The sequence below is a fragment of the Chitinophaga japonensis genome (genome assembly GCF_007830125.1).
GTDB classification, from domain to species: domain Bacteria; phylum Bacteroidota; class Bacteroidia; order Chitinophagales; family Chitinophagaceae; genus Chitinophaga; species Chitinophaga japonensis.
This window is the reverse complement of sequence record NZ_VLLG01000002.1, coordinates 1124550-1138249: the sequence shown is the minus strand read 5'-3', so window position 1 is coordinate 1138249 and position 13700 is coordinate 1124550. Positions and strand designations below refer to the sequence as shown.

The following is a 13700-nucleotide window of genomic DNA, read 5'->3' as shown; positions in this document are numbered from 1 at the left end:
GTAATTAATCACTCGCTGTCCGAATATTCCTGTAAGAGCTGCCGGTAGCGGTTCAGAATACCGGACTTGGATACAAAGCCTACCAGGCGGTTATGCTGCACCACGGGCAGGTTCCACACATGGGCCTCGTCCAGCTTGCGGATCACATAAGCGGCGCTGTCGCCGGGATGGATCAGCGCAGGCGGAGCCTTCATCAGCTCCTTCACGGTGACCGTATCGTAGAGCGCGGGGTTGAACATGATCGGTCGTATATCCTCCAGCGTGATCACCCCTTCCAGGAAGCGCTGCTGGTTGATCACCGCCACCATGTTGCGCTTACCCTGCTTTACCAGTTCTACAAGCTGCCGCAGGGAGGCATTGATGTCTATCTGCTGCACATCCCTTTCTATCAGCTCTTCAATCCTGAGCATGGACAGGATATTCCGGTCATGCTCGCGGGTAAATATCTTGCCTGCTTCCGCCAGCTCTTTCAGGTCGGGGGAGATGGGGGAGAACCACTTGCCTATCAGGAAGGAGGTGGTGGATACTATCATCAGCGGGATAAAAAGATCGTACCCGTAGCTGGATTCCGCGATCAGGAAGATGGCGGTGAGCGGGGCATACAGCACACCGGCCATAACGCCGGCCATGCCTACGATCACGAGGTTCACTATCGGTACATCATCCATGCCCAACTGGGTGCATACCACGGCAAAGAAATAGCCCAGGAAGCCGCCGGCAAACAGGGAGGGAGCAAAGTTGCCGCCGTTGCCGCCGCCATGAATGGTAAAGGAGGTGGCAAATACTTTCAGGAGGCATACAAAGCCGGTGAACACCAGGAGTATCCAGTTCTGCAGGGGCAGGTAACGTAAAAAGCTATGCTGTATAATATTGCCGGCGTCCCCGTTCACCAGTTGTTTTATAGACTGGTAGCCTTCCCCGAACATAGGCGGCATCACCACGCAGAGCACGGATACCACGGCGCCGCCCAGCATGGCCTTTTGCAGTTTGTTCCAGTTCAGCCGCTGGAAGAAATGCTCGATACGCTGGGAGAACACTACAAAATAGCGGGCATATAGCCCGCATAATATCGCCAGTATCAGGTAGTAAGGTACATTGTGATAGTTGAAAGGCTGCCGGGACTGGAAATGGAACAGCACCTCCTCCTGCAGGATGATCTTGGACAGCAGGCTGCCGCAAACCGCTGCCAGGATGAGGGGAATGAAATCTGAGAACACCACGCCGGTGAGCAGTATCTCAAAGGCGAACATGGTGCCGGCAATGGGCGCGTTAAAAGCCGCGGCAATACCTGCCGTGGCGCCGGCTGCCAGCAGCAGCGTTCTTTCCTTATAACCCAGGTGATAGGTGCGGGCGTAGTTGGAGCCCAGGGCCGCACCCGTAACGGCGATGGGGCTTTCCAGCCCGGCAGAGCCGCCCAGCCCTACGGTGATGGCGCTCTGCAATACCTGCGAATACATTTTTACCGGGGCCACCAGGCTGCTGTTCTGCGCAATCTCGTACAATATGGCGGGAATACCCTTGCGGGATTCTCCTTTGAAGAACCAGATCACCATCAGCGTGGTGAGCACAATACCCAGGAAAGGAAAAAGGATGTAGAAGATCACCTGCGTGCTGAAGTGCACTTTGTAGGTGATAATGTAGTGAATATAGTGCACCAGCATTTTCAGCACCACGCCTGCCAGGCCGGCAGCAGTACCTACCAGGATACCGGAAAGTATAAGGAATTGATTTCTGTTCAGTTTACTATGCAGCCAATGAATAATAATTTCATAACTCCTGGCCCTTTTGAGACTGTAGCGTTCAAAATCTTGTTTAAACCGGAAAAAACTATGGTATTTCCGGATACGGCTAAATTCGCTCATGGTGCAAATGTAGGTCAAAACAGCGCCTGCTGCAAGCGCTGCGGTTTGCAAACGTCATAACTCAATCAATGCGTATACTTTATCATTCAGATACGGCCCGCCCGGGTGCCGGGCAGTGTAATCCAGGTTGATCCAGTAGGTGCCTTTCATTTCGTGGTAATAGATCTCGCGCACGGGCGGTTTGGGAAAGAGGGTGACAATAGCCAGCTTCAGCGCCTCAAAATCCTCCCGGGTGCCGCAATACAGCTCCGGGTAAGCATGGCCCTGGATGAGCACAATACGGCAACGCGCGCCGATAGATTGCAGGCAGGAAGCCATCAGGATGGAATGGTCGTCGCAGTCCCCGCCCAGGCCGTTGAGGATGGTTTCCCGGGCCGTGGCAAAATATTCATCGCGCCGGGAGTCCTGTACGTATTTAAAATGAGTGTTGATATAGCGAAAGAGGGAGAGGTAGCGTGTTGCCTTGCCGTATTTGGGAAAATACTCGTCAAAATTCTCCAGCGAGTGCCGTACGGAGAAATTGCGCACCACGGAGTCCTGGAAGTTGATCTTTTCGCGGATGCCCCTTACGGTTTTATCCCGGTAGGATTCCACGCGCCGGGGGTAAAGGCTCAGGATGTCCAGTTGTTTACTGTCCCTGGCGCCCCAGTTACCCTGCACCATGCCTTTGTAATCGTTCAGCACATTGTTGAAGGTATAGCTGTTCGTGAAATAGTTGAACACCAGTATGCCGCATACCAGCACAAAGGCGGGAATAATAAGCGGTTTGAATATCCACAGCAGCAGGCGGGTGAATAAGAATGCAATGATGATGGATACCATCATATCCAGGTGCCATCCACCGGCTATGATCTGCGGTACATAACGGTTCAGATAGGGCGCCAACGGTATAACAGTGAGCAGGCTCAACAGGTTGAGCAGGAACTGCTGGAAACTGGTGTATTTGCTTTCGTCAATAGCCATTCAAAGTGAATGTAAAATATAAATTCCAAATCCCAAATTCCAAATCCCAAATTCCAAAATGGAGCAAATCCCAAATTCCAAATCCCAAACTGCAGGACAAGTTCCTGCGTAAATGGCAGTTTACCAGTAGTTCAGGGGATATCCACCAATTTTGGGATTTGGAACTTCCTTCAGGTTTGGAATTTTCACCACATTTTGGCTACCTGCTTAAAGGAGGTGCTGCGTTGTATCAGTTCCACCTGTTGCCTGGCCTGGAATAGCTGTTTGTCCATATCCAGTTGGCGGTAAATTTTCCGCAGGAGGGAGAAATTCATAAGGCCCAGTAATTTCAGGTCCTGCTTTTGGGCCATTTCCATGGCGGTTTCTGCTGCGCGGATGGCTTTGTTATATTCCTGCGTTTCGTAGTGCACGTTGGCCATCACTATTTTCTGCAGGGTTTCCAGGTGCCGCACGCCATACTGGTCGCCGGCATTTTTGCGAAGCACTTCATCTACGTGGCGGCCTATTTTTTCCGCCGTGGAATGGTTGCCCAGGCGCAACTGCGCATATGCCTGCCAGCAGAGCAGCGTTTGGCGGAAGCTCTCGGATTTGCGGTATTGCAGTGAAGGGTAGTTCTCAAACAGGCGCTTGCTGAAATTGAACAGGTGCGCATGATCTTCCATCAGCAGGAAGGCCTGTCCCATGCAGCGGTACACGATCTCCTGCTGTACGGAGAACTGTTGCTGCCGGCCGGCGCCGCTCCAGTAGCGGGTATAATGGTAGATCTTTTCCTTGATGCCTTCGTTCATGATACCAAACTTCAGGTATTCATAGATGAACAGGTATATTTCATACGGCGTGATCCACAGTCCTTCATCCACCGGTTCCTTGCTGCAGATCTTTTTGATGTTGTTCAGCTCCAGCTCGCACTGCTCGGCATCCAACTGCATCAGCGAAAGCTGGAACAGGATGCTGCGTATCTTGAGCCGGTCGTCGGCGGTATCCGCCAGCCCCAGTAAGGCCTGTAATACTTTCCGCTTGCTGAAGTGCATGAAGTCCTCGCTGATAAATTCACTGAGCGGGTGCTTTTTGAAATAACCTGGAGGAAAGAGTGTCTTCAGTCCCGGCTGCCGGTCGCCCTCATGCTGGTAATGCAGCACCAGGTACTCCAGCAGGAAAGACTTTTCCAGGTTGGATAGCGGGAGACAGTACATTTTGTGAATGCCTTCCGACTGCCCGTGAGTAATGGCATAACGCAGCAGCCACTTGAATATGCCGGCACGGTAAGAGGATGGGGGCAGGCAGTGCAATACCTGTTGCAGCATGTCTTCTTCAATCACCTGACCGCTTTCCCGGATGTAATGCATGGCGGTAAAATATTCCAGCAGGAAGTTGTGGGCAAAGCGCACCTTCACATGGAACATGATCTCCTGGCTCAGGTTCTCTTCAACCAATATATTATCGGCCAGTAGCTCTTTATAGGCGGGGAAAAGGTCGGGATTCTGGTTCAGCAGCAGCAGCTTGTCCGTATACTGCCCGCGGCGTCCGTAGTCCAGGAGGGACAGCAGTTGTTCAATGATCCTGATCTTAAAAGTATTGCTCTGGGAACTGAACACCCGCTGCTGGATGAATTTGGAAGCGATCTCGAACAGGCTCAGGTGCTCGTCTGTAAAGGCCTGCTCGGATTCCGCATTGAGCTGGCAAAAGAGCTGCAGGTAATAAGGATAACGCAGCTTTTGCAGGAAATCCTCACTGAACGCGCGTACCGTAGCGGGATCAAACCGGTGATTATACAGGATGGACTTTACCTCCTGTTCCGTGAGCAGGGGCAGGTTGATATTGGTTTCCTCATCCATTTCCGCGCCCAGGTACCAATAGCGGCGGAAAGCCGGGTATTGCACGGAGTGCTGGAATATCTCGGCCCAGGTGCTGCTGCGGATGGACAGGATCACCTTTACCCAGGGAAACAGGTCATTGGAGTACACGAAATCTTCCAGCTTGGTATACATCAGCCGTAGCTTGTCGCCTGCCACGGCTATTTCATCGAAGCCGTCTATGATCAGCACCAGGCGCCCGCCTTTCTTGTCGAAATGATGGGCAAAATATTCACGGAAGTTTTCGCCGGTGCCCAGGTTCAACTGGTTGTCCAGCCAGGAGGTCAGGGAGAAGCCTTTCAGCAGCAGGCTGCCGGCTGCGTGTGCGTGTATGAACCAGCAGATGTCCTGCTTGTAGCGGGCCTCTCTACCAAACCAGCAATGCTCCGCCAGGTGCACCAGCGTTACGGACTTGCCCCAGCCGGAAGGGGCGATGAGCGCGGTGGCGGCATAGTCGCTTTCCAGGAACCGTTCTATATGCGCTGTGCAGTATTGCCTGGGCACCGTTTGGGCAAAGGGAATACCGGAGCGGTTCTTCAGCGTGACCATGGTATAGTGGGATACTGCGTCGGCCTTGTTCTTCAGGTCCGCCCACTTGCTGTTGTCCGCTGCCACTTCGCCGCCCATCTGTTTGTAATGGTGCGCCTGGAAATCTTCCCAGTCCTTATAATTGCAATATTGTGATAAGGTATTGAGCGTATAACGCGAAAAGCTATGCTGGGCCACAGCAAAGCCAAACACTCTTTTAAGTGTTGTTTCACTGACAAGTTTTGTAGTGGCGTCCAGGATGGACTGGGAGAGGTGCTTACAATCTCCAGGCAACATTACATCCACGCCAAACCGCCGCAGTACTTCCTGTTGCAGCGTTATGATAAAATCATAGGATAGATCTATCATAGGGGGCAGTAAATGGATTTTAGGTTATGGACATTTTAGGTTTCAAAGAATAATTACGTAGAGCGTGCTTATTTAGATTTACCGGATTGGAAATAGCTGGGCCTGCCTCAGACATATGATAAGCTATCATTAATTATAAATATTTATAATTACTAAATGACTGAATGACATTTTCCGGATGAATAGCATATTTAACTAAATGATTGGCAGATCATATCTTCATTTGATCTAATTAAACAATACTGTCAATTATGCTGCTGTAAATAGCGGTGTGACGGGCAGGTGCAGGATTTTACGGGGAGAAAATTTTTTCAGCTATACGCATACCGGATGGGCAACGTAACAATTATTTAATGCCAATGCGCCCGCTGTGAATAAAAAGGACTGCCAATTTTTAAAAATGAACAAACTGAACAGGTTTTCACCTGTGAATGAAATGAATTTCCACAATACAACAGTACAGAGTACATTCGTGGCTGTTATGCCGATAACATTTCTTTAACAGACACCTTATCTCCACGTTCATAGCCCTTGCCAGATTTTAGACCACACATTCAGCGCTACAATGTGAAAACCGTAATGCATTATAACAATCCAATTAATCGCTATGCATCTAAACGTTACTCCTATAAGCTTGTTAAGGGCTTTATTTCTTGCTTTCTTTTCTTTTACCGGGCTAATTGGTTTGTCCGCGGAAACGATCGGTGCTGGCAGTCCTGTTAAGAAGGAAATAGCTGTTGCAGACAACAGCAGGCAAGCCGACAACAACTGGCGCCGTGCATACCTGAAGTGGCACCCCAACGCGCCTTTTGCAAACACGCAGTATACCATCTCCTATAGAACCGGCAGCGCAGCAGGCCCCCTGTGGAGTTTTGCTACTACCCAGCAAAGCCCTGTAACAGGGGGCGTCTGCCTGCTTTGCACCGTGCAGAACCCCAACCTGGCCATCGATGGCGATACCACCACCTACTCCACGCTGAACCTGCCGGTAGGCGTTTTGTCAACACTGGGACAGCGGCTTACCTTCCCCGGCGACTACCAGGCCGGCGACTACGTGGCGCTGGAGCTGGAAGTGCCCAATCAACTGATCTCCGGCCAGTTATTGTCCGGGATCAATGTAGTGACCTATATGAACGGCGTCTCCAATGATGATGAAGTATTCCTGAACGCTTCCGCCGTAAAAGTGCAGGTGCTGGGCATAGGTACGGGCAGCACCAACAAGTTCAGGGCCGTTATACCCGTGCAGCATGCTTTCAACGGCGTGCAGGTGAATATCACCTCTACCCTGGCGGCGCTGGGCAACCTGAGAATATATGAAGCTGCGGCAGGGATACCGGCAACGGTCAGCCCCGCCAGTCCGCAGATCACTAACGGGCAGACGGCCACCCTGGACGCATCCATCCGTATCGCCAATCCTACGTTTAAATGGTATACCACCGCCGAAGGTGGTACGCCTGTTTATACAGGGGCCAGCTTTACCACGCCGTCCCTGAGCAAAACCACTACGTATTATGTAGAAGCCTCCTCCACTTCCCCCGCCTTAAGCAGCTACGTACGTACCCCCGTTACCGTGCAGGTAAACCGGGGACCGGGCGCTTTATGGAGCTATGCGGATACGGAGGAAAGCCCGGTAACAGGTGGCCTTGCCTGTGCCCTGTGCTTTGTGGATGATGCCGAGCTGGCTATTGACGGGGACACGGCTACTGCTTCCCGCCTGGTGCTGCCCGTAGGCGTGGCCGGCTCTGTGGGCCAGTTACTGAGCTTCCCCGGCAATTACCAGGCTGGCGACCAGATAGCACTGGACCTGGAAATACCAGGACAGATCTATACCAAGCAGTTGCTGTCTGCCGTAAACATAGAAACCTACCAGGACAGCACTTCCAATAATGATGTAATAGGACTGAACAATTCCCTGATACGGCTGCAGGCGCTGGGCCTCGGCGTGGGCAGCACCAACAAGTTCAGGGTGATTATACCCGTTGCGCACAACTTTAACGGGGTGAAGGTGAGCCTGAGCGCATTATTTGCGGAATTCGGCTCCCTGAAGATCTATGAGGCCGCGGCTATGGTGCCTACTATAGTTACCCCGGCGGATCCGCAGGTAGCGGTAGGCGGAACGGTAACGCTGACCGCCGCCAACCGTTTGTCCGGCGCTACCTACCGGTGGTACAGCACCCCTATGGGTGGCACGCCGCTTGCTACAACGGCCAGCTTTACCACGCCATCCCTGAGCCGTACCACCACTTATTATGTAGAAGCATTTTCATCAACTGATAACCTGAGCAGTTATATACGTACCCCCGTTAATGTTATTGTAAGAGGAGGCCCCGGCCCCTTGTGGAGCTATGCCGATACACAGGAAAGCCCCATCACCGGCGGTATCGCCTGCGCGCTGTGCTATGTGGAAACGCCTGAGCTGGCCGTGGATGCAGATACCACCACCGCCTCACGCCTGGTATTACCGGTAGGCGTAGCTACCTCCCTGGGCCAGCGGCTGACCTTCCCGGGCAACTACCAGGCCGGCGATTATATTGCGCTGGACCTGGAAGTGCCGAACCAACTGGTAAGCGGCCAATTGCTGTCCGGTATCAGTGTAGAGAGCTTTAAGGATAGCGTGCCGAATAACGATGAGATCTTCCTGAATGCCGGACTGGTAAATATCCAGTTCCTGGGCCTTAGCACCGGCAGCACCAACAAGTTCAGGGCCATTGTACCCATTCCCCATGATTTTAATGCCGTACAGGTCAATATCAGCTCATTGCTGGCCGGCCTGGGATCGCTGAAAATCTATGAAGCGACCGCCTTTATACCGGTGGATGTGGACCCCGACTCCGTGGTGATCGCCAATAATACATCTGCTACGCTGGATGCATCCATCCGCCTGTCCGGTGCGCAGTTTAACTGGTATACCCAGCCCAGTGGCGGCACGCCTGTGTTTACCGGCGCTACATTTAACACGCCGGCGCTTACAAAGGCCACAACCTATTATGCAGAAGCCTATACGCCCGATAATAACCTGAGCAGCTATGTACGTACCCCCGTTACTGTTAAAGTAGCGGGTGCGCCCGGCCCTATCTGGAGCTTTGGCGATGACCAGGAAAGCCCCTTAACAGGCGGCATCGCCTGCGCCGGTTGCACCATCAATAATCCATTGCTGGCAGTAGACGGCGATACCACCACCGCCTCCGGCTTTGTAATGCCGATAGGCGTGCTGGGCACCGTTGGTCAACTGATTAAGTTCCCGGGTGTATATTATCCCGGCGACAGCATCACGCTGTTCCTGGAAACGCCGGATAACCTGCTGACCGGGCAACTGCTGCCTGGCGTCAGCGTGGAAACCTATCATAATGCTATTCTCGGTCCTGCAGTGCCCAACGACGATGAAGTGCGGCTGAACGCTTCCATTGTGCGGCTGGAAGTGTTGGGCATCGGCGTGGATAACAACCGCCGGTTTAAGGTGACCATACCTGTACAGGACACTTTTGACGCCGTGCGGGTGAACCTTGCCCCTGCGGCCTCCCTCGGCCTGTCAGAGCCCCTGAAATTATACGAAGCGGCCGCTATGGTGCCGGTAACGGTAGATCCATCACCGGCTACTGTCAATTACGGCAAGACCGCTACACTTACACCTTCTATCCGCATACCGGATGCTACCTTTAACTGGTATGTGTCGCCCACCGGCGGTACACCGCTGGCTACCGGCGTATTTACCACCCCGCCGCTCACCCGCAACGCTACTTATTATGTAGAAGCGGTGGACCCACAGGGTAAAACCAGCCTGCACCGCACAACCGTGCCCGTAACGGTGGCCGGTGGCACCGGTCCGCTATGGACCTACGGCATAGAACAGGAAGGCCCCAGGACCGGCGGCATTGCCTGTGCGCTATGTGCCGTAACGGATGCTGAGCTGGCCGTAGATCATGACACCACTACTGCTTCCAGGCTGCACATGCCGGTAGGCGTGTCTACCTTTGTAGGCCAGTACATCCGCTTCCCGGCAGAATACCAGGCTGGCGACAGTGTGGTGCTGTTCCTGGGCGCCAAGGCCGATCCGCTGGCCAATGCTGCCTTGTTGACCGGCATACGGGTACAGACCTACCTGGGCGATACGCCCAACGGCGATGCAAAAACCCTGGATGCTTCGCTGATCAAACTGCAATTATTAGGACTGGATGACGATATCTATAAATTCCGGATCGCTTTCCCTGCTACCAAGGCATTTGACGGTACGCAGGTAGACCTGGTTTCCCTGGTAGGGCTTTCCGACGGGCTGTATGTATATGAAGCAGCCGCTATGATGCCTGTACAGGTTACCAGGATCAATCCTCCTACAGATACCATAGACGCCGGTCAGACGGCCAGCTTTGAAGCCAGCATTCCCCGGATACCGGACGCTGTTTTCAGTTGGTATGAAACACCCACCGGCGGTGCGCCTGTCTTTACCGGCGCCAACTTTACCACGCCGCCGCTGCTGGAGGACAAGATCTATTATGTAGAAGCCTTCTCCCCGGTGGATGGATTGCATAGCCTGATACGCACGGCGGTGCCCATTGTGGTAAGACCGGCCAATAACCTGGATTGCGGGGCGGCTACCACGCAATCGAACGGTGTTTCCGGAATTTGTTTGCTATGCGGTGTATCAAACGGACCGCTGGCGGTAGATAATGATCCCAATACGGCATCCACCTTCCAGGTGACCCTCAACCTGCTAGCCGGTGTATACCAGGGCCTGGGCTTCCCGTCCCTGAGCGGCACGGCAGACACACTCCGTATCGGCGTCGGTGCTTCTACCGGCTTGCTGGACCTTGGCCTGCTGGCCGGCCTGGAGCTTAGATTATATAGTGGTAATACCCAGGTACGGGTATATGATAATCCGTCATTGCTGACCCTCCGCTTCCTGGCAGATAGTATCCGCTCCGAGCTGGTATTGGCGCCGGGCGTGGCATTTGATAGTGTTAAAATAAGCTTTAATGCTGCAGCGGCAGCGATCTCCAACCTCAAGGTTTATTACGCCAAGGTAACCCCGCCCAATGCAGGTGTAGCAGATAGTTTAGTGCGGGTATGCCCCGGCGGCGACGTTACGCTGACGGCTACCTCTCCGCAGGGAGCCACCTTCAGGTGGTACGCCCAATACACCGGTGGTACGGAGCTGCATACCGGCGCTACCTTCACCGTATCCAATATTACATCCGATACCACCTTCTTTGTGGAAGCGGTATCTTCCGGAACAGGCTGCGGCAGCAATACCCGCACCCCGGTAAATATAAGACTGGGCCTGCCCGGTGTGGAAGTATCAGCGAACAACGTTAAGATCAGCAAAGGACAGACCGCCACCTTTAATGTGCTGAACCCGAATAGCAACTATACCTACAACTGGTACAGTGTGGATACGGGCGGTACGGCGCTGGACACTGGCGTACAGTTCACTACGCCGCCGCTGGATAGCAATGCTGTCTTCTATGTAGCGGCAGATTCCAGCGGCTGTGCCAGCAAACGTACGCCGGTATACGTTACTGTATCCAGCATGCCGGCAGCACCGGTGATCATACCGGATACGGCCTTTGTAAGCCCGGGCCAGCAGGCCATCTTCCGCATTGCCAACCCGGATCCGGCCCTTACTTACCGCTGGTATAACACAGCTACCGGTGGCGCCGTGCTGGCAACGGACACCATATACATGACGCCGGCTAATACTGCCAACGGGTTTGTATACGCGGAAGCCGTCAATGTTTCCGGTGAAGTAAGCCCGCGCAGCAGCGCCGTAATACAGATCGTTACCGGCCCGAACGGTAATATACCATGTACGTATTCCGATGCACAGGAAAGCCCCGTATACACCGGTCCGCTTAATATTTGCCTGTTGTGCGGCGTAAGCAACCCGGCGAATGCCATAGATGCAGATACTGCTACGGCCTCCAGGGTAACGTCCAGCCTGGGCATCGGCTTTATCGGCCAGATGCTGCACTTCCAGCAGGCCGGTGTTGCCGGCGACAGCATACGGCTGGTGCTGGGCCTGCCCACCGGGCTGGCAGACGCACAACTGCTGGGTGGTGTAAGGATACAAACCTACAATGCCGGCAGCCCGGCAGGAGACCCTGTATACCTGAATGGCAGCCTGCTGAACCTCCAACTGATCAACGGCAACAGGTTTACTGCCACCCTGCCGGTGACCGGCACATTTGATGCCGTGCTGGTATCACTGGGCGGCGTGCTGACAGCACTGACCTCCCTGGATATATATAATGCTGAACACCTGATACTGCCGGCCAAACCCGCTGCGGACTCCGACTCCCTGACGGTTTGCCTGGGCAGCTCCGCCAGGATAGTGGCCAGGGATACGGCAGGTATTACCGTTAAATGGTACGACTCACCCAACAGCACTACAGCGCTGTTCACCGGCGGTATATTCAATACCCCGGCCCTGAACCAGGCCAGCACCACTTATTATATAGAATCCAGCCGCAACGGTTGCGCCAATCCCATACGGGTGCCCGTGACGGTGAAGGCAGTAGCTACGCCGGATGCACCACAACTGGCAGCTACCGGTGTGAATGTGTGCGTGGGAGAAACCGCCACCCTTTCTGTAAGCAGCCCGCAGGCCGGGTTGACCTACAAATGGTATGATGCGCCCACGGGCGGCAGCCTGGTGGACACCGGCGCTGTGCTGAACGTGATCCCCGCCTCCACCGGTGTGGATACTGTCAGCTACTATGCGGAAGCCAGTGTTGGTAACTGCGCCAGCAGCACCCGCACTAAAGCAGATGTATTTGTGGCTACCAATTGCGGCGGTCCCGGCGGCGGTGATACTACTGCCATTACGCTCTGCGCAGGCAGCAGCGTTACACTGACGGTTGACAGCGTGCAGACCGGTGCAACGTACGAATGGTTTAATGCGGCGAATGACAGCCTGGTATTTACCGGTACCAGCTTTACCACGCCGACACTGACTGCCAGCATCAACTACCGTTTGGAAGCAGCCTTCACCGGCGGTGCAAGAGATACGGTACAACTGTACCAGTTGACGGTAACGGATACGCTGGGCACACCGGCACTGGTGGCCAATGAGGCATTTACCACACCGGGCGGCACCGCCACGTTCATAATCGCCAACCCGCTGGGTGGTGTTATGTACAAATGGTACAGCGCTGCCACCGGCGGTACGCCGATAGATACCGGTACTTCCTTTACCACTCCGCCGCTGAGCGGCGACAGCGCCAAATATTATGTAGAGGCCAGTACCGGCTCCTGCGTAAGCGCCGTACGTGCGGTTGTGACCGTGAAAGTAAGCGATGGCGGCGGTGTGCCCTGCTATGTGGCCAATACAACGCAAAGCCCTGTATATACCGCGCCTATCAGCATTTGCCTGCTGTGCGGTGTAACGGATGCTAACAATGCCGCGGACGGCGACACCACTACTTCTTCCAAGATCCGTGCGAACGTGGGCATAGGTTATATCGGCCAGGTGCTTAACTTCCAGCAGGAAGGGCTTGCCGGCGACAGCATCCGCCTGGTGCTGTCCCTGCCTGGTGGGCTGGCAGATGCACAACTGCTGGGTGGTGTAAGGATACAAACTTATAATAACGGTAGTCCTGCGGGTGATCCGGTATTCCTGAATGGTGGATTGGGCCTGGTACGCTTTACCCTGCTGAGCGGCAACAAGTTCGCCGCCACCATTGCGGCCCCTGCCAACTATGATGCCGTATATGTAAGCATCGGCGGGGTGCTGACTGCACTGACCACCCTGGAAGTATTTGCAGCATCGCAACAACTGGTGCCGGCCACACCTGCCGGCGGCGCCGATACGGTTACCGCCTGCCTGAATGCCTCCGCGCAACTGGTAGCTGAGGATACCGCCGGCGTTACGGTGAAATGGTATGCCGCTGCCACCGGAGGATCGGCCCTGTTCACCGGCGGCGTGTTCAATACCCCATCACTGACACAGCCTGTTACTACTTACTATATTGAGACCAGTCGCAACGGTTGCGCCAACCCGGTACGTATACCCCTTACCGTAACTGCAACAGACTGCGGCGGTCCTGGTGGTGATACTACCGCTATTACCATCTGCCGTGGCACCAGCACCACTATTACAGTGGACAGCGTGCAGGCCGGCGCTACCTACGAA

Annotated in this window: 4 protein-coding genes; 1 reads left to right on the top strand and 3 read right to left on the bottom strand. The window is 54.2% G+C overall.

The genetic code is table 11. The features are described from left to right. Window positions 1-8: 8 nt before the first annotated feature. From LX66_RS04440 to LX66_RS04430, 3 genes are all read right to left on the bottom strand, one after another. Window positions 9-1862: a chloride channel protein gene (locus LX66_RS04440; RefSeq protein ID WP_145710680.1), complete on the bottom strand. Its 1854-nt coding sequence runs from the start codon at window positions 1860-1862 to the stop codon at window positions 9-11. Window positions 1863-1916: 54 nt separating this feature from the next. Beyond that, on the bottom strand, window positions 1917-2825 hold the full coding sequence (locus tag LX66_RS04435) for a transglutaminase domain-containing protein (protein WP_145710679.1): 909 nt from the start codon (window positions 2823-2825) through the stop codon (window positions 1917-1919). A 185-nt stretch (window positions 2826-3010) separates the two neighbouring features. Continuing rightward, window positions 3011-5575 carry an NACHT domain-containing protein gene (locus LX66_RS04430; protein WP_145710678.1) on the bottom strand — a complete coding sequence of 855 codons (2565 nt, stop codon included), beginning with the start codon at window positions 5573-5575 and terminating at the stop codon, window positions 3011-3013. 685 nt (window positions 5576-6260) lie between these two features. Here LX66_RS04430 and LX66_RS04425 point away from each other — a divergent pair. Next, window positions 6261-13700 (top strand): immunoglobulin domain-containing protein (locus LX66_RS04425; RefSeq protein ID WP_158642532.1); only part of this gene is annotated, 7440 nt, incomplete at its 3' end.